The 16,430-nt window shown below is 61.5% G+C and carries 17 protein-coding genes; 9 read left to right on the top strand and 8 right to left on the bottom strand.

The features are described from left to right. The first annotated feature begins 24 nt into the window (after positions 1-24). Positions 25-1,263 (top strand): MFS transporter, encoded by a 1,239-nt coding sequence (locus tag GTW23_RS01560; RefSeq protein ID WP_152007530.1) that lies wholly within the window; start codon positions 25-27, stop codon positions 1,261-1,263. A 50-nt stretch (positions 1,264-1,313) separates the two neighbouring features. On the opposite strand, the gene GTW23_RS01555 is transcribed toward GTW23_RS01560, so the two are convergent. Beyond that, entirely contained in the window at positions 1,314-2,294 is a 981-nt protein-coding gene (locus GTW23_RS01555; protein WP_252915546.1) for an NAD(P)H-quinone oxidoreductase, read from the bottom strand. Positions 2,295-2,446: 152 nt separating this feature from the next. Between GTW23_RS01555 and GTW23_RS01550 the strand changes: the two genes are divergently transcribed. Both GTW23_RS01550 and rcdA read left to right on the top strand, forming a co-directional pair. Beyond that, complete coding sequence (locus GTW23_RS01550) at positions 2,447-2,638, top strand: DUF1192 domain-containing protein (RefSeq protein WP_152007529.1); 192 nt, start codon at positions 2,447-2,449, stop codon at positions 2,636-2,638. 460 nt (positions 2,639-3,098) lie between these two features. After that, positions 3,099-3,617 carry a protease adaptor protein RcdA gene (rcdA, locus tag GTW23_RS01545; RefSeq protein ID WP_152007528.1) on the top strand — a complete coding sequence of 173 codons (519 nt, stop codon included), beginning with the start codon at positions 3,099-3,101 and terminating at the stop codon, positions 3,615-3,617. A 153-nt stretch (positions 3,618-3,770) separates the two neighbouring features. Here rcdA and rpmE read toward each other — a convergent pair whose 3' ends face one another. Beyond that, positions 3,771-3,992: a 50S ribosomal protein L31 gene (gene rpmE, locus GTW23_RS01540; protein WP_152007527.1), complete on the bottom strand. Its 222-nt coding sequence runs from the start codon at positions 3,990-3,992 to the stop codon at positions 3,771-3,773. Positions 3,993-4,195: 203 nt separating this feature from the next. Here rpmE and GTW23_RS01535 point away from each other — a divergent pair, with 203 nt between their 5' ends. From GTW23_RS01535 to GTW23_RS01525, 3 genes are all read left to right on the top strand, one after another. After that, positions 4,196-6,025: an ABC transporter transmembrane domain-containing protein gene (locus GTW23_RS01535; RefSeq protein WP_252914364.1), complete on the top strand. Its 1,830-nt coding sequence runs from the start codon at positions 4,196-4,198 to the stop codon at positions 6,023-6,025. A 128-nt stretch (positions 6,026-6,153) separates the two neighbouring features. Then, positions 6,154-7,062, top strand: coding sequence for a fatty acid desaturase (locus tag GTW23_RS01530; protein WP_252914363.1), 909 nt, complete (start codon positions 6,154-6,156; stop codon positions 7,060-7,062). Between the two features lie 29 nt (positions 7,063-7,091). Next, positions 7,092-7,877 carry a phosphate/phosphite/phosphonate ABC transporter substrate-binding protein gene (locus GTW23_RS01525; RefSeq protein WP_252914362.1) on the top strand — a complete coding sequence of 262 codons (786 nt, stop codon included), beginning with the start codon at positions 7,092-7,094 and terminating at the stop codon, positions 7,875-7,877. Positions 7,878-7,925: 48 nt separating this feature from the next. Here the strand turns inward: GTW23_RS01525 and GTW23_RS01520 are convergent, their stop codons facing one another. The 6 genes from GTW23_RS01520 to GTW23_RS01495 form a co-directional block, all read right to left on the bottom strand. Continuing rightward, the gene (locus GTW23_RS01520; protein WP_152007523.1) at positions 7,926-8,957 is read right to left on the bottom strand and encodes a peptidoglycan -binding protein; all 1,032 of its coding nucleotides are present in this window, start codon (positions 8,955-8,957) and stop codon (positions 7,926-7,928) included. Between the two features lie 3 nt (positions 8,958-8,960). After that, positions 8,961-9,983: a MotA/TolQ/ExbB proton channel family protein gene (locus GTW23_RS01515; protein WP_152007522.1), complete on the bottom strand. Its 1,023-nt coding sequence runs from the start codon at positions 9,981-9,983 to the stop codon at positions 8,961-8,963. 108 nt (positions 9,984-10,091) lie between these two features. Beyond that, entirely contained in the window at positions 10,092-10,892 is an 801-nt protein-coding gene (locus tag GTW23_RS01510) for an inositol monophosphatase family protein (protein WP_152007521.1), read from the bottom strand. Between the two features lie 91 nt (positions 10,893-10,983). Beyond that, on the bottom strand, positions 10,984-11,547 hold the full coding sequence (efp, locus tag GTW23_RS01505) for an elongation factor P (RefSeq protein WP_152007520.1): 564 nt from the start codon (positions 11,545-11,547) through the stop codon (positions 10,984-10,986). A gap of 121 nt (positions 11,548-11,668) precedes the next feature. Beyond that, positions 11,669-12,676 carry a tetratricopeptide repeat protein gene (locus tag GTW23_RS01500; protein ID WP_252914361.1) on the bottom strand — a complete coding sequence of 336 codons (1,008 nt, stop codon included), beginning with the start codon at positions 12,674-12,676 and terminating at the stop codon, positions 11,669-11,671. 50 nt (positions 12,677-12,726) lie between these two features. Further along, on the bottom strand, positions 12,727-13,380 hold the full coding sequence (locus GTW23_RS01495; protein ID WP_252914360.1) for a thiamine phosphate synthase: 654 nt from the start codon (positions 13,378-13,380) through the stop codon (positions 12,727-12,729). Between the two features lie 92 nt (positions 13,381-13,472). On the opposite strand from GTW23_RS01495, the gene GTW23_RS01490 reads away from it, so the two are divergent. The 3 genes from GTW23_RS01490 to GTW23_RS01480 all read left to right on the top strand — a co-directional run bounded on the left by GTW23_RS01490 (position 13,473) and on the right by GTW23_RS01480 (position 16,386). Next, positions 13,473-14,249 carry a sulfite exporter TauE/SafE family protein gene (locus tag GTW23_RS01490; protein WP_252914359.1) on the top strand — a complete coding sequence of 259 codons (777 nt, stop codon included), beginning with the start codon at positions 13,473-13,475 and terminating at the stop codon, positions 14,247-14,249. Positions 14,250-14,315: 66 nt separating this feature from the next. Next, positions 14,316-15,968 (top strand): acyl-CoA synthetase, encoded by a 1,653-nt coding sequence (locus GTW23_RS01485; RefSeq protein WP_425494094.1) that lies wholly within the window; start codon positions 14,316-14,318, stop codon positions 15,966-15,968. Between the two features lie 160 nt (positions 15,969-16,128). Next, a complete protein-coding gene (locus GTW23_RS01480) occupies positions 16,129-16,386 on the top strand; it encodes an ArsR/SmtB family transcription factor (RefSeq protein WP_152007515.1) in 258 nt (85 codons plus the stop codon). Positions 16,387-16,430 lie beyond the last annotated feature (44 nt).

Below are 16,430 nucleotides of genomic sequence, written 5' to 3'. Positions count from 1 at the left end.
ACACTTTTTGCAAACCGGATTACCATGCGCAGCAATCTCCTTCCCGTTCTCTCGTTGCTTCTGGGCACGGCCTTTCTACTGGCAGGCAATGGTCTTCACGGCCTGCTGCTGCCAATGCGCGGATCGGCGGAGGGCTTCTCGCCGACATCGCTCGGTCTTCTGGGTACCGCCTGGGCAACCGGCTTTGTTCTGGGCTGCATCTTCTCGCAGCGGCTGGTCAGGCGTATCGGCCATGTGCGCGCATTCTCGGCCTTTTCGGCGACTATTGCCATCATTGCGCTCCTCACAGGCCTGCTGGTCGATCCGGTAAGCTGGATCCTGCTGCGTGTCGTCACCGGCTTCTCCCTGGCCGCGGCCTTCATGATCATCGAGAGCTGGCTCAATGAACGCGCCACCAACGAGACCCGCGGTCTCATCTTCTCGCTCTACATGACGGTGACCTATGTCGCCATCGTCGCCGGCCAGATGAGCGTCGCTTTCGGCGATGTCACGCAGACGACGTTCTTCATCATTGCAGGCATACTTTACTGCCTGGCGCTTCTGCCGACGGCCGTATCGACGGCATCGAGCCCGGCACCGCTGAAGGAGGTCAAGCTCGATCTGGGCATGATTTACCGGAACTCACCGGTCTCGTTCATCGCGATCCTGCTGATCGGCGTCGCCAACGGCGCTTTCGGCACGCTCGCGCCGGTCTTCGGTGCCGATGTCGGGCTGAGCACCTTCACCATCGCCACGATGATGTCGATCACGATATTTTCCGGAGCCGTCATGCAGGTTCCCGCCGGCCGCGTCTCCGACCGGATGGACCGGCGCTATGTCCTGGCGGGCCTCGCAGCCATTGCCGGTTTTTCAGGCCTCGCCATCACCCTCATCAAGCCTGATGGTCTCACCATCCTGTTTGGGCTGATTTCGCTTTACGGGGCGATGTCCTACACCCTCTATTCCATCACCGTGGCGCACGCCAACGACTTTGCCCCCAGCGACAAGTTCGTGACCGTATCCGGCGGATTGCTACTGCTCTACGGTGTCGGCACCATCATCGGGCCGCTTCTCGCCGGCCTTGCGATGGCCACGGAGCCACATCTTCTCTTCGTCGTCACCGCTGTCGCGCATCTCGGCGTTGCCGGCTACGCCCTGTTCCGGACCCGGGTGCGCGCGGCCATTCCAGTCGAAGAGCGCGAGAACTTCACCTCGACACCTTCCGCCCGCGCCGCCACGCCTGAATCGATCAATCTCGATCCGCGCGCCACGCCGGACGCCTAAGCTGGCAGGCGCTGGGGTCTGTCGATTGCCTGGCCTGTTCGGGACCAGCTTCAGCTCATGTCGAGCACGATCTTGCCGATATGGTCGCCATCCTCCATCCGCCGGTGGGCGGCAGACGCCTGATCCAGCGGAAAGATCGAATCCATCACCGGCAGCACTTTCCGCTCGCTCAGCAGCGGCCAGACATGCTTGCGCAGTTCCCTGGCGATCTCTGCCTTGAAGGCTACGTCGCGGGCCCGGAGCGTCGACCCGGTATGGGTCAGGCGCTTCGTCATCAGCAGGGCAAAATCTGCTTCCGCCTTGCGGCCACGCAGGAAGGCAATCTGAACGATACGCCCCTCGACTGCCGCAGCCTGGTAATTCCGGGTGATATAGTCACCGCCGACCATATCCAGAATGAGATCGACGCCCTTGCCGCCCGTGGCCTCCTTGACCGCCTCGACAAAATCCGTTTCGCGATAATTGATCGCAACATCGGCCCCCAGCTCCCGCATCGCCGTGCACTTGGCCTCGGAACCAGCCGTTGCCAGCACCGTTGCGCCAAACGATTTCGCGAGCTGGATGGCGGTCGTGCCGATGCCGGAGGTTCCACCGTGCACCAGGAAGGTTTCCCCCGATTTGAGCCCGCCGCGCTGAAACACGTTGTGCCAGACGGTGAAGAAGGTTTCGGGGATTGCCGCCGCCTCGGTCATGGTCAGCGCCGCAGGGGCCAGGAGCGCATTCGCCTGATCAACCGTGCAATACTCGGCGTAGCCTCCACCCGCCACCAGCGCACAGACCTGATCACCAGGCTTGAAGCCGTCAACGGAAGCACCGACCGCCTCAATCTCGCCAGCAATCTCCAGCCCCGGAATATCGGAAGCACCCGGCGGCGGCGGATAAGCCCCTTGCCGCTGGAGGCAGTCAGGGCGGTTCACCCCGGCGGCGGCAATCTTGATCAACAGTTCGGTCTCACCGTGCGCGGGCTTGTCGCGCGTTGTCAGTGTAAGAACCTCGGGGCCACCCGGTTCCCGGATTTCGATTGCACGCATCACGTCATTCTCCTGCTCACACTTTTCCACAACTTAGGCACGGGCTAGGATGACGGCAATGCCATTGGATGATGTGGATCGGAACAATACACGGGAAATCCCGGATTGTGCGTATACGGTCCACGCGAGCACCAGAACGGGAGAACAGAACCATGTTTGCAGATGACGAGAGTCCCAAACCGAAGCAGCGGCATGAAATCGGCTGTGACCTCAGTTTCCTGTCGGCTGGCGAACTGGAGGAGCGAATCGGCCTCCTTGAGGATGAAATCGAGAGGCTGAAAGCAGAAAAAGCGTCGAAAACATCAAGCCGGAGCGCTGCCGAGAGCTTTTTCAAGTCAAAATAGGCCATATGAAGCAAGGCCTTAGAAAATTAGTACTGGCTGTTAAGCTTCGGTTAAGCTTTACAAGTCTTTACTATACACATCCAGGCTTCCTGGATTTGACAGTCTGACTTGAGGTCACACTGTTTGACGCCTCCCTGTTAAACTCTTGAGAGCCGCTGATGCGGCTCTTTTTTTGCCTTGATCCTGGCCGGCAATCGCTCCTATGGTGAAGCCGCATCACGCCTATGGTTTGCGCGGGCGGCCTTCCCGGCCCGCGGCGAAGACTGCGGATCGCGCTGAAAAGTGGCGTATCCCGGTCCGGAACACAGGTGTTTTTACCGCCATTTTGGCGTTAACCTTTTCTTAAGAATAGACTTGCCGGAAGCGGGCCTGCGGTCCATTCTATTCCGGCAAGACAGAGAGTTCTCTGCCCCTGTACAAGCCGCCTACCCAGTATTTTGTAATCAGGAATTTCCGGCCCATGTCTGAAACCAGCCTCAACACCGTCAATCTCGCCGATCACATGGCCAATTCGGCCCAGTTCAAGGCGCTCTATGCCGAAGGAATGGGACTGGTTGAGGAAACCGCGAACTATCTTGACGGCCCCGGCCGCGCGGCCTCGAAGGGCCTGCCACGCCTGGCCGGCGTTCTGTATGCGGCGGAATCCATGCGGCTGACCACCCGCCTGATGCAGATGGCGTCATGGCTGCTGCTGCAGCGGGCCGTCAACAATGGCGAGATGAACCGCGACCAGGTTCTCGCCGAGAAGAACAAGGTGCGCCTGGACAGCTTCAATTGCGACCGCACTGCCCAGGGCTGGAGCGACCTGCCGGACGCATTCAAGGATCTCGTCGAGCGCTCGCTGCGCATTCAGAACCGGGTGGCGCTGCTCGACCGCGAAATCTACCGCCCGGCGGAAGCCGCGGCGCTGAAGCCGGACAACGAAAACTCCGTCCAGGCCCAGCAACACTTGCTTCAGACGGTCTTCAGCAAGCGCTGAAGCCAGTCGTCAGCACCGATTTTACCTGCAAAGCCCGCGGCACGGTCCGCGGGCTTTTTGCATGCGCATGGCAGTGATCGGCCGGATTGAAATCCGGACAACAAAAAACCCGCCGGGACCGGCGGGTTCTGTTGTCGGCAATTGCCGTACGTCTTAGAGGCTGAGGCCTTCGAAACGCTTCTTGAACTTCGAAAGACGGCCGCCACGGTCCAGCATCTGCTGGTTGCCGCCGGTCCATGCCGGATGCGACTTGGGGTCGATTTCGAGGTTCATGGTGTCGCCTTCGGCACCCCAGGTGGACTGGGTCATGTATTCGGTGCCGTCGGTCATGACCACCTTGATCATGTGATAATCGGGATGGATGTTCGCCTTCATCTTCTTTGTCCTGCCGTTGGGAGGCCCCTGCGCAGCGATGCTTGCGGCATTTTGGCCAAACACATAAATGAAGCCGGTGTCCCTAGGAACAACGACTTCCCAATTCGATGGCGAGCCTATACATGAAGGCATTGGCGATAACAAGGGCCGTGTCCGTTTTTGCAGGTCAGCCAATAAGGTGAGTACGCATACCAGGAGCAGACGTGGCTGAACAAACCGATACACCCAAGACGGCTCGCCTGTCGGTGCGGCCACTCGCCCGGCTCTTTCCCTACATCACCCGGTATCCGCATCTGGTTGTCGGCGCGCTCGTCTTCCTGCTGCTGGCCGCGGTCACCACCCTGACCCTGCCGATGGCCGTACGCCGGATGATCGACCATGGCTTTTCCGCCCAGGATGCCGGCTTCATCAACACTTACTTCTCGATGCTCGCAGCCATTGCCATCATGCTGGCGCTGGCCTCGGCCTGCCGCTACTATTTCGTCATCACCCTGGGCGAGCGCGTCGTGTCCGACATCCGCCGCGATGTCTTCGATCACGTCACCCAGCTGTCCGCGGCCTTCTATGACGCCAACCGCTCGGGCGAGATCGTCTCGCGGCTGACCGCGGACACCACCCAGATCAAGTCCACGGTCGGAGCCACCGCATCGCTGGCCCTGCGCAACACGATCCTGTGCATCGGTGCCGGCGTGATGATGTTCATCACCTCGCCAAAACTGTCCGCGCTGGTTCTGGTAGCCATACCCGTTATCGTCTTCCCGATGGTCGGCTTCGGACGCAAGGTTCGCAAACGCTCCCGTCTCGCCCAGGACAGCCTCGCCGAGGCCATGACCTTTGCCGGCGAAGCCATCGGTGCAACCCGTACCGTGCAGGCATTCAACACCGAAGCCCGGGCCCGCACCCGTTTCAGCCAGGCCGTCGAAGCCGCTTTCTCGGCAGCGCGCCAGTCCATTCTCGCCCGCTCGATTCTCACCGGCTTCGCCATTGCGATGGCGTTCGGCTCCGTCGTGGCCGTGCTATGGTACGGCGCACAGTCGGTGCTCTCGGGTGAACTCTCACCCGGTACGTTGGGCCAGTTCCTGCTCTACTCGGTCTTTGCCGCGGGAAGCCTTGGCGCCCTGTCGGAAGTCTGGGGAGAATTGTCCCAGGCTGCAGGAGCCGCCGAACGCCTGAGCGAATTGCTTGATGAGGTGCCTGAAATCCGTGCGCCGCAGGCACCCAAACCCCTTCCCTCGCCGGCCATCGGCGACATCCGCTTCGATGACGTGCATTTCGCCTATCCGTCCCGGCCTGACACGTCAGCACTCACCGGAGCGAGCTTCCACGTCCGACCCGGAGAAACGGTCGCGGTGGTCGGCGCATCCGGCGCCGGCAAGTCGACCTTGTTCTCGCTGATCCTGCGCTTCTACGACACCAGCGCCGGAACCGTGCTTGTCGACAATGTCGATGTCCGCGAAGCCGACCCGGCCGACGTGCGCTCCCGCATCGCCCTGGTCCCCCAGGACGTGACGATCTTTGCAGGCAGCGTTGGTGAGAACATCGCCTTCGGCAGGTCGGACGCGAGCCAGGCCGACATCGAGGCCGCGGCCGAGGCAGCCCAGGCGCACGAGTTCATCATGGCGCTCGACCAGGGATACGACACGCCGGTCGGCGAACGCGGCATCACACTGTCGGGCGGCCAGCGCCAGCGGGTGGCAATTGCCCGCGCGATCCTGCGCGATGCCCCGATCCTGCTGCTCGACGAGGCGACCTCGGCGCTCGATGCGGAAAACGAGAAACTGGTGCAGAAGGCCCTTGAAGGGCTCATGCTTGACCGCACCACGATTGTCATTGCCCACCGTCTGGCGACAGTGCTGCGGGCCGACCGCATTCTGGTCATGGACAAGGGCCGGATTGTCGAGGAAGGCACCCACGCCGAGCTTGTTGCCCGCGGCGGGCTCTACGCCCGTCTGGCCAGGCTGCAGTTCGAGCATGGCGCCGAAGCCCTGACAAGCGACGCTGCTCTGACGCTCGAATCGACAGCCGGCAAATAAATAGCCGGCGGCATTCTTGTGAAACCCGTCAAATCAGGATAATTCTCTGGCGTTCGTCTGGAAGCCACGCGGAGGAAGGGACCTCTGTCCGCGGGCTATAACGGGAACATTCAGAAGGTGTATCCACAATGCGGAATGACGCGGAGTGGCGGACCCTGCTGTTGGCAGGAGTTTGCTATGCTGTGTGGTTGTTGCTGGCGTTCGGATGGGCTGACCTGCCGGACATTCTTCGTATCCTGCTGCTGATCCCCGTGATCACGCTGCATTCCTCGCTGCAACATGAATTTTTGCACGGTCATCCATTCAGGAACCAGAAGTTAAACGATCTCTTGATATCACCGCCAATTGGAGTGCTGGTACCCTACCTGCGCTTCAAGTCCTGCCATCTCACCCATCACATCAATGAAAACATCACCGATCCCTATGATGACCCGGAGAGCTACTATCTCGACCGGGACATCTGGGCGACGATACCCAAATGGGTCCGGGGCCTGCTCATTGCCAACAATACCCTTGTCGGCAGGATTACCATCGGACCGGCGCTTGCCACGGTCGGCTTTCTGCGCAGCGAATTCGTTCGCACCCGGGCCGGGGACACCCTCATCCCTAAGGTATGGCTGCGTCATCTTCTGGCAGTAGCCTTGCTGTTCTGGCTGATCGGCACCTATGGCAGCCTTCACCCGGCGGGCTATTTCATCGCCGCCTATTTCGGCATGGGCCTGTTGATGGTGCGCTCCTTCATCGAGCATCAGGCCGTCGAGAAAGCCAACCAGCGCTCGGTCATCATCGAGACCCGGGGGCCGCTGAGCCTGTTGTTTCTCAACAACAACTTCCATTCCGTGCATCACGCCTATCCGTCGCTTGCCTGGTACCGGATTCCCGCGTTCTTCCGGGAGAACCGGGCGCGGTTCCTGCGCATGAACGGCGGCTATCGCTACCAGAGCTACTGGGAGGTCTTCCGCCGCTTCGGCTTTCGGCCCAAGGAACCTGTGGCCTGGCCGATAGAGCCCCGCAAGCGGCGGGACCGCGGCACTTGAATGGCTCACCAACAGCAGGAGGCAGCTCTTTGACAGGTGCTGTCTCCCTGCCCATGTATGACTGGCCGGAGGTCCGTGAGGCGACTGACCGCCTCTGGGTGACCATCCAACGGGAATTGACGGAACGCGGCATCGACGCGCCCGAGTCTCTATTGCGCTGCGCCGATCCGGAAGCGCTGTGGACCGACCCAAGCCTGCTGCTGTCCCAGACCTGCGGCTACCCCTACGCCACAATGCTGGCCGGCAAGGTGGCTCTCATTGGCACCCCGGCGCATGCCGTCACCGGCGCAGCCCCCGGAAGGTATTTCAGCGTACTCGTCGCCCGGAAGGGTGAAGCGCCGCGCGATACCGGCAAACTCGCAGAAAGGCGCTTCGCCTTCAACATGGCTCAGTCCCAATCCGGTTTCGCTGCACCTGCCAGGCTGCTTGCCGCAACTGGTCACGCATCCTTGCCGCAACCACTTGAAACCGGCGCCCACCGCGCCTCCATTTGTGCCGTGGCTGAGGCCCGGGCCGACTGGGCGGCAATCGATGCCGTCACCTGGGAACTGGCCAAACGCCATGAACCTGCCGCAAGCGATCTGGTTGTCTTTGCAACAACGCCACAAACACCGGCCTTGCCGTTGATCACCGGCTCGAGGAATTCAGAGAAAGCCGGCGCGATTGCCGATGCAGTGGAGGCGGCCATCGCGGCGGCGGACACTGAGGTTCGTGATGCGCTGTTCATCACCGGACTAACGCGTTTCAGGCCGGCGGACTATGCGCCGCTTTCAGCACCCGTGCCGGCGCGCCAGGCATTTCCGAACCTTGCATGAAACTCGCTGTAGATTGAACGTCGCTGGGACAGGCCCCGAGCAACACGATCAACGTTCGGTCAGCTTGAGCTCGATGCGGCGGTTGGTGGCGCGATCCTGGTCGGTATCGCCTTCGGCAATCGGCTGGAACTCACCAAATCCGGCAGCCACCAGACGGTTGGCCGGTACGCCCTGGGTGATCAGGAATTTCACCACCGACGTTGCGCGCGCGCTGGAAAGCTCCCAGTTGTCGGCATAGCGGCCATTGCCCGACAACGGCACATTGTCGGTATGGCCGTCGACCCGCAATACCCAGTTGATTTCATCGGGAATCTCGCGGGCAAGCTCGATGATCGCCTCCGCCAGCTTGGCCATCTGCTCCGTGCCGGCCGGGTTGAGCTCACTGCCACCCGACGGAAACAGCACCTCCGACTGGAAAACGAACCGGTCGCCAACCACCCGCACATCTTCGCGGCTCGCAAGGATCTCGCGCAAGCGTCCGAAGAAATCGGACCGGTAGCGGTTGAGCTCCTGCACCCGCTGCGCCAGCGCGACATTCAGGCGACGTCCGAGGTCGGCGATCTTTGCCTGGGTTTCGCGGTCCTTGGTTTCGGACACTTCCAGCGCGTCTTCAAGCGCCCCGAGCTGGGTCCTGAGGGCTGCAATCTGCTGGTTGAGCAGATCGACCTGGTTGAGCGCCCGCTGCGAAACCTGCTTCTCCGCGTCCAGCGTTTCCGTCAGCGTCCCGATCCGGGCTTCTGCCGCTTCACTTGCCCCCGATCCGCTCGCCAGCAGTTCCTGCAGCCGAGAGCGGTCGGACTCCGATTCCGAAAGCGAAGCCTGAAGGTTGGCCAGCGTATCCTCCAGATCCTGCTTGCCCGATCGCTCCAGCGCCAGGAGCTGGGTCAGTTCATTGATCTGGCTGTTGAGCCGGTTGAGCACCTGGTCCCGGCCGGATATCTCGCGCGACAGGAAAAACTGCGCCAGAACGAACACGGTGAGCAGAAACATGATGGCAAGCAGCAGCGTCGACAACGCGTCGACAAAGCCAGGCCAGTAATCGACCGTGCGCTCGCGCCGCCGGTTTCGTGCCAGCGCCATAGCCTATTTTTCCCCGATCTTGTCGGACAGCTTGTCAAGGGTCTCGCGCATCCGCCGCGATTCCACCTGTTGCGCCTCGATCCAGTCGCGGAGCATCTGCTGCTCGTTGCGCATGTTCTTGACCAGTCCCTGGATGCCTTCCGCAAGGCTCGCCATCGCCGCAGTGGTGCGTGGGGTCATGCCGGATTCCTGCGACATCTTCTGCATCCGCTCCGACAGCATCCGGATCTCTTCGGTGGTTCCGGCGCTTTCAGCCGGCATCACCATGCCCGAATCGAGATCCGTCATCGTCGACAGCCAGTTTTCAAGCTCGGTGTAGAAGCGGTTCTGCGCCCGGCCCGCCTGCAGGTCCAGAAAGCCCAGGATCAGCGACCCGGCCAGACCGAACAGCGAGGACGAAAACGCTGTTCCCATGCCGTCGAGCGGCGCCGACAGGCCACTCTTGAGCGTCGACAGAACGTCCTCGGTGCCGCCGCTCCCCGGATCCAGCGACTGGATCACCTGGTTGATCGAACCGATCGTGCCAAGCAGGCCCCAGAACGTGCCGAGCAGCCCGAGGAACACCAGAAGACCGATCAGATACCGCGAGGTGTCGCGGGATTCGTCAAGCCTCGTGCCGATCGAATCGAGGATCGAGCGCAGCGAAGACGTCGACAGCGCCATTTCCTGGCGACGACCAATCAGCGCCCGCATCGGCGCCAGCAGCACCGGGTCGCGCCCGACCTTTTCCGCGTCACCGGTGGCCCGCAACGAATTGACCCAGCGCACTTCCGGACGCAGCCTGAGCACGTGGGTGAACACCAGAAGCACACCGACGGCGAGAACCCCAACAATCAGCCCGTTGAGGCCCGGATTGGCGAGAAAAGCCGTCTGGATCTGCCGGTAGAGAATGGCGGCAACAAATCCGGAGAGGATCAGAAAGATCATCATGCTCCAGAAGAAAACCAGCGGGCTGGAAAGCTTGTGCGGATCCGCTCCGCTGCCGTCTTCGGAGATACCCCATCCAGACAATGTCAGTTTCGCCATGCGCTGTCCGTCCCGGCCCTTGCACCAAATCAGAAGATCAGGCGGAGACTAACCGATATTATGGCGGAAATGAAAGCACGCTTTCAAAACAACGCTGTGACGAAGCCGTCAGGCCTTCGGAACGGGTCTTTGAACCAAGTCCAGAACGCCCTTGAGGATGTACTCGTTGCCCGCAGCCACGGATCTTGAGCCGAACATGTCTGTTCCGCCCGCGGTATCGGCGACAAATCCGCCCGCTTCCCGGATCAGGATGATGCCCGCCGCCATGTCCCATGGCTCAAGCGGGGATTCCCAAAAGCCGTCCAGCCGGCCGGCGGCGACATAGGCCAGATCCAGCGCCGCGGCACCCATCCGGCGGATGCCCGCGCATTCGCCCATGACATGGCGCAGCTCGACCAGGAACTTGCCGTGATGGCCGCGGCCAAGATGCGGAACCCCGGTGCCAATCACCGCATCCGACATCGCCTTGCGTCCGGCAACCCTGAGGCGGCGGTCGTTTAGAAATGCCCCGCCCCCGCGCTCGGCCGTGTAGAGCTCGTCCGTGGAGGGGTTGTAGACGACGCCCGCAACGATCTCGCCGTTGCGCTCGAGCGCGATCGAGACCGCGAAATGCGGCATGCCGTGCAGAAAGTTGGTGGTGCCGTCCAGCGGGTCGACAATCCAGCGGTGAGCCCCGTCGGTGCCTTTTTCCTCAACGCTTTCCTCGCCCATGAAGCCATAGGTAGGACGCGCGCGCATCAGTTCGGTCTTGATGATGTTTTCGGCCTTGCGGTCGGCCTGGCTGACATAATCGCCAGGCCCCTTGAGCGAGACCTGCAGGTTCTGCACCTCGCCGAAATCGCGCGCGAGCGAGCGACCGGCCTTGAGCGCCGACTGGACCATCACATTGAGAAGGGCTGAACGCGCCATCTGTCTTATTCCTTGGTGTCGGCAAAGCGCGGATTGAACGCGCCATGGACCGTTGTCTCAGGGCTCAAGGGAGCAGTGACCTGTGGCCGGCTCAGTCGGCGCGGCGCAGATAGGTCAGTTCGTTGGTGTCGACGACCACCCGTTCCCCGGCGGAAATGAACGGCGGCACCAGAATGCGCACACCATTCTCGAGCGTTGCCGGCTTGTAGGATGATGCCGCGGTCTGTCCCTTGACGACGGGATCGGCCTCGGCAATCTGCAGCGTCACGTGATCCGGCAGGGCGATGCCGATCGGGCGCTCTTCATGCAGTTCGACAGTCACCATCATGCCGTCCTGCAGGAAGGCGCGGCGGTCGCCGACAAAGTCCTTCTGCAGTTCAAGCTGCTCATAGCTTTCCAGATCCATGAACACCAGTGCTTCACCCTGCTCGAAAAGGAACTGGAAGTCCTTCTGTTCCAGCCGGATGCGCTCGACGGTCTCGGAAGCCCTGAACCGCTCGTTGAGCTTGGTGCCGTCGATGAGGTTCTTCATCTCGACCTGGTTGAAGGCGCCACCCTTGCCGGGCTTGACGGCATTGGTCTTCACAACCGCCCACAGGCCGCCATTGTGCTCAAGCACGTTGCCGGGGCGAATTTCATTTCCGTTGATTTTCATGAGAGCGTTCCGCGTCGAGCTTTGTCCGGGCCCGGTTTTCGGCCCCGCTTGGCGGCTTCAAGACCACAAAAAGCGCAGCTTTTCAAGTCTGCCCCTTGGCAGGCGGACTGATTGGGCGAAATCAGCGCTTGCTGAACTTGTTCGCCGCCTCGATCGCCTGTTTCTGCTCTTCTTCGGTCAGCCCCTGATAGAAGTCATCAAGTCCGCGGTCATTGAAGCCGGCACGACGCGAGATGATGTACCATTTTGCCGCTTCGATAGGGTCGCCCCTGGTCCCGATCGCGTTGATGTGCAGCACCGCCATCCGGTTCTGCGCAACCACATTGCCGCGCATGGCAGCCACCTGCATCCAGCGGAAGCCGGCCTCGTAGTCCTTCGGACCGCCAACGCCGTCAATCAGCCAGATCGCGTAGTCCAGCTGTGCGGTCTCATAGCCGGCTCGTGCCGCCTTTTCCATGAACGCCCGCGCACGCGCGCGTTTTTCGTCCGGAACGCCTTCGGTGTTGCTGTAGATCTGGGCCAGAGCGTACTGCGCATCGGCAATGCCCTGCTCGGCAGCCTGCTCGAAGTAGGGCAGTGCCTCAAGCACACCTGCATCGCCGGGCTTTTCCGAAACCAGTATCTGTGCATGATTGAACTGGGCGAAAGCATTCCCGGCATCCGCGGCCTTCTTCATCAACTCTTCGGCCTTGGCCCGGTCCGCCTCCACATACTTGCCCTCGAGCAGCATCACCCCATACTTGAACTGCGCGGAAGCATCGCCAGCTTCGGCGGCCTGCTTGTACCAGAAGGCCGCATCATCCATGCTCCGCGCCACGCCCAGCCCGGCGGCGAACAGTTCCGCAAGCAGGGTCTGCGCAGCCGGGTCCCCGAGTTGGGCCCGCGGCAGCGCCAGTTCCATTGCTGTCAGATAATACCCGCGCTGAAAGGCGCCGAACGCGCGGGAAGTGGCGTCGGTCGCAGGCTTGGTCTCCTGGCCATTCCCTTCCTCCGCGGTCTCGGCCTCCACCGCGGCCTCTGCCTCGGTTTCTGAAGGAGCCTCATTGCCCGCAGTCTGGGCAGCCGAAGGCCCGCCGGCGAGTGCCAGCATCAGGACCAGGGACAGCAGACGAAACAATTGCGGGATCATGGCATTCAGCTTGCGTAAGGCACTATTGCCGGGGTCGGACATCCTCGCCATTATGGGCCGAACCGTGGCGCTTTTTCGTCAAGGACGGCATTGATTTCGGCGACGATCCGCGCGGCATCGGCCGGATCATGGAAAACGGCTTTGGAAAAGGCGATGAACTCGGCTCTGGTTTGCGCCATCTCTTCCACGAACGCGATGCTGGTCCCTCCCATCAACAGGCAGGGGATCTCGATCATGTCGGCCCACCATTCCGCCAGCGCGATGTTCTTGGAATGCGGTTCCGGTTTGATGTCGCCATCGATTGATCCGAAGATCACATAATCGGGCTGCGCCTCGCCGATCGAAAGCGCGGAATGGCGCTCGCGCGCATTGCCGCCGCCGACAATCAGCCCCGGCGCGTATTTCTGAACCGCTTCGGCCATCGCCGTGGGCCCAACCTCGATATGCAACCCGTCGGTCCGCACCCGCCCGGCAACCCGGGAATCTCCAGCGACAAGGGCTGCCGCACCTGCAGCCTGGATCACCGGAACAAGGGCCTCGCACCGCTTCTGGAAGCTCTTTTCGTCCAGATCGTGCTGCGGAATGATGACGGAAGCCACATCACCGCCACGCAGTGCATCCCCCGTCAGCCTCGCCAGTTCGGCGGCATCGGCAATGTCGGGTGTCACAAGGACGAGACGGCAGCGGTCGATCTTGTCGGTCATGGGAATTCCTGTTTGGGCCGGCGCTTGAAGCCGATATGGCCAATTTGCTCCAAACGGGATAGACCGGCGCGACACAAGGATCAACTGCCCCGATGATGACAGACCCGTACTTCTACGCCGCCGCCATTCCGGCGGTGATCATGGTAGGCCTGTCCAAGGGTGGCTTCGGCGGCGCCATGGCATTGCTTGGAGTCCCGCTGATGGCACTGGCGATTTCGCCGGTCCAGGCAGCCGCCATTCTGCTCCCGATCCTGATTGTCATGGACATCGTCTCTTTATGGACCTGGCGCGGCAACAGCGACAACAAGACCCTTGTCATCATGTTGCCAGGCGCCTTGCTCGGCATCGCCATCGGATGGGCGACCGCCGCCTGGGTCACCGCACCGATGGTCCGGCTGATCGTCGGCACCGTGGCACTGTGGTTCGTCATGCGTTACGTGGCGCAGAAATTTGCGGCCGCCCGCAATGGCGGCACCCCGCTCCCGCAGGGGCACCGGCCAGTCGAGGGCACGCTTTGGGGAACGCTTGCCGGGTTTACGAGTTTCGTTTCCCACGCTGGCGGTCCACCCTACCAGATCTACACATTGCCGCTGCGCCAGGACCCAAAGATCTACACGGGAACGAGTGTCCGCTTCTTCGCCATCATCAACGCCATCAAGCTGGTGCCTTACTTCGCGCTCGGTCAGTTCGACGCCACAAACCTGTCGACCTCGCTGGTGCTGGCGCCGCTGGCACCGGTGGCAACGCTGGCAGGTGCCTTCATCGTCAGGCGCATGAAACCCGACATTTTCTACCCGTTCATGTACGTGATGGTGTTCTTTACCGCGCTCAAACTGATCTGGGACGGAACCGCTCATCTATTGGCCTGATGACAAGCCCGCATTCTGATGATTTGATGCCGCCCTGTCCCGGACACGATGCATTGGAACCTGACCTTGAGCGCCAATCCCTACGAAACCGATCTTGACCGCAACCCGGCCAACTATCAGCCACTGACGCCGCTGGCACATCTTGAACGCGCTGCGCTGATCCATCCCGATCACCTGGCCATCATTCATGGCTCGATGCGCGTCACCTACCGACGCTTCCTCGAGCGCTCGCGACAACTGGCCAATGCACTGACCGATCTCGGAATTTCAAAGGGCGACACCGTCTCGGTGATGCTGTCGAACACACCGGCCATGCTTGAGGCCCATCACGGCGTGCCGATGATCGGAGCCGTGCTGCACTCCATCAACACCCGGCTTGATGCCCAGGCCATTGCGTTTCAGCTTGATCACGCCGAGTGCAGGGTTCTGATCGTCGATCGCGAGTTTTCGGCCGTCATGGCCGAAGCGCTCGCCCTGGCCCAGGTCAACCCGGTGGTCATCGATTATGACGACACCGAGTACCCCGAGGATGCACCCTTCCCGAAAGGCGCCCGCATCGGCTCGCATGACTATGAGGAGTTCGTCCTCGCCGCGTCCCCCGAGTTCACCCGGACCCTGCCCGCCGATGAATGGGAGGCCGTTTCGCTGAACTACACGTCCGGCACCACCGGCAATCCCAAGGGCGTTGTCTACCATCACCGCGGGGCCGCCATGATGGGGTATTCAAACGTCATCGCTTCGGGAATGGGGCGTCATCCCGTGTATCTGTGGACCCTGCCGATGTTTCACTGCAATGGCTGGTGCTTCCCCTGGACGCTCGGTGTCGTTGCAGGCACCCATGTCTGTCTTCGCTGGGTTCGCGCCAAGGCCATGTATGATGCCATCGCCGATCATGGCGTCACCCATCTTTGCGGCGCGCCGATCGTCATGTCGACGCTTCTCAACGCGCCCGATGACGAGAAGCGCGAATTTGACCAGACCGTCAGCTTCAACACCGCCGCGGCACCGCCCCCGGAGGCCGTTCTGGCCGGCATGGCCGATGCCGGTTTCGAGGTTGTCCACCTCTATGGCCTGACGGAGACCTACGGTCCCGCCGTCGTCAACGAATGGAAGGCGGAATGGTCCGAGCTTGACCGTGGTGCCCGCACCACCAAGAAGGCCAGGCAGGGCGTCCGCTATCCGGCGCTGGAAGACCTGGCGGTAATGGACCCCGAAACCATGGAGAAAGTGCCGGCCGATGGCGAAACCATCGGCGAGGTCATGTTTCGCGGCAACATCGTCATGAAGGGATATCTGAAAAACCCTGCGGCCAGCGCCGAGGCGTTCCGCGGCGGCTGGTTTCATTCCGGCGACCTCGGCGTCATGCATCCAGACGGCTATCTGCAGCTCAAGGATCGCTCGAAGGACATCATCATATCGGGAGGCGAGAACATCTCGTCGATCGAGGTCGAGGATGCGCTCTACAAGCATCCCGGGATCATGGCGGCAGCGGTCGTCGCCCGCCCCGATGACAAATGGGGAGAGACGCCTTGCGCCTTTGTCGAGCTTCGGCCCGGCTATGATCTGAGTGAAGAGGACGTGATCGAGCATTGCCGCAGCCTGCTGGCCCGGTTCAAGTGCCCGCGCACGGTGATCTTCCATGAAGTCCCCAAGACCTCGACCGGCAAGATCCAGAAATACCTGCTGCGCGACGAGGCGAAGACGCTGGGCTCTGCATGAACTTACTCCTCGGCAAGTCAATATCATCGTGAGCACCAGGAATTGATTGATCCATCCAAGGTTCACCGGATTTAATCAGCTTGCAGCCCAATAGAACAAGGCCGTTTGCAGTGCACACAAAAGACTTGCCGGGCCGGAGTCTTTTATCTAGCTTGCATCCATGACCATGGATGCTTTCCAAGCCATTGCTGATCCGAACAGGCGTTATCTCCTTGAGGAGTTGCGGCGCCAGCCAAGAACAGTCAATGAATTGGCGGAAGGCCTGCCGATCAGCAGGCCGGCGGTCTCGCAGCATCTCAAGGCGCTTCTCGACAGTAAGCTGGTAACGGTCACCAATCAGGGCACGCGCCGGATCTACACCGTGAGAACCGAGGGCTTCATGCATCTCAACCTTTGGGTCGACCAGTTCTGGTCCTGAGCTGATCAGTGACCCGTCTCGGCGCCTCCGGCACGACAGGTCGG

The organism is Parahoeflea alexandrii, from assembly GCF_024105735.1.
In the GTDB taxonomy this organism is placed as follows: Bacteria; Pseudomonadota; Alphaproteobacteria; order Rhizobiales; family Rhizobiaceae; genus Hoeflea; species Hoeflea alexandrii.
This window is presented reverse-complemented; position numbering and strand designations above follow the sequence as displayed.

What these genes read in the sequence shown, in the direction of transcription:
- GTW23_RS01530 (WP_252914363.1), top strand. Translation starts at nt 6,154, where the DNA reads ATGCGGAATGACGCGGAGTGGCGGACCCTGCTGTTGGCAGGAGTTTGC.
- rcdA (WP_152007528.1), top strand. Translation starts at nt 3,099, where the DNA reads ATGTCTGAAACCAGCCTCAACACCGTCAATCTCGCCGATCACATGGCC.
- GTW23_RS01510 (WP_152007521.1), bottom strand. Translation starts at nt 10,892, where the DNA reads ATGGCGCGTTCAGCCCTTCTCAATGTGATGGTCCAGTCGGCGCTCAAG.
- GTW23_RS01500 (WP_252914361.1), bottom strand. Translation starts at nt 12,676, where the DNA reads ATGATCCCGCAATTGTTTCGTCTGCTGTCCCTGGTCCTGATGCTGGCA.
- GTW23_RS01560 (WP_152007530.1), top strand. Translation starts at nt 25, where the DNA reads ATGCGCAGCAATCTCCTTCCCGTTCTCTCGTTGCTTCTGGGCACGGCC.
- efp (WP_152007520.1), bottom strand. Translation starts at nt 11,547, where the DNA reads ATGAAAATCAACGGAAATGAAATTCGCCCCGGCAACGTGCTTGAGCAC.
- GTW23_RS01555 (WP_252915546.1), bottom strand. Translation starts at nt 2,294, where the DNA reads ATGCGTGCAATCGAAATCCGGGAACCGGGTGGCCCCGAGGTTCTTACA.
- GTW23_RS01515 (WP_152007522.1), bottom strand. Translation starts at nt 9,983, where the DNA reads ATGGCGAAACTGACATTGTCTGGATGGGGTATCTCCGAAGACGGCAGC.
- GTW23_RS01480 (WP_152007515.1), top strand. Translation starts at nt 16,129, where the DNA reads ATGACCATGGATGCTTTCCAAGCCATTGCTGATCCGAACAGGCGTTAT.
- GTW23_RS01520 (WP_152007523.1), bottom strand. Translation starts at nt 8,957, where the DNA reads ATGGCGCTGGCACGAAACCGGCGGCGCGAGCGCACGGTCGATTACTGG.
- GTW23_RS01495 (WP_252914360.1), bottom strand. Translation starts at nt 13,380, where the DNA reads ATGACCGACAAGATCGACCGCTGCCGTCTCGTCCTTGTGACACCCGAC.
- GTW23_RS01550 (WP_152007529.1), top strand. Translation starts at nt 2,447, where the DNA reads ATGTTTGCAGATGACGAGAGTCCCAAACCGAAGCAGCGGCATGAAATC.
- rpmE (WP_152007527.1), bottom strand. Translation starts at nt 3,992, where the DNA reads ATGAAGGCGAACATCCATCCCGATTATCACATGATCAAGGTGGTCATG.
- GTW23_RS01490 (WP_252914359.1), top strand. Translation starts at nt 13,473, where the DNA reads ATGATGACAGACCCGTACTTCTACGCCGCCGCCATTCCGGCGGTGATC.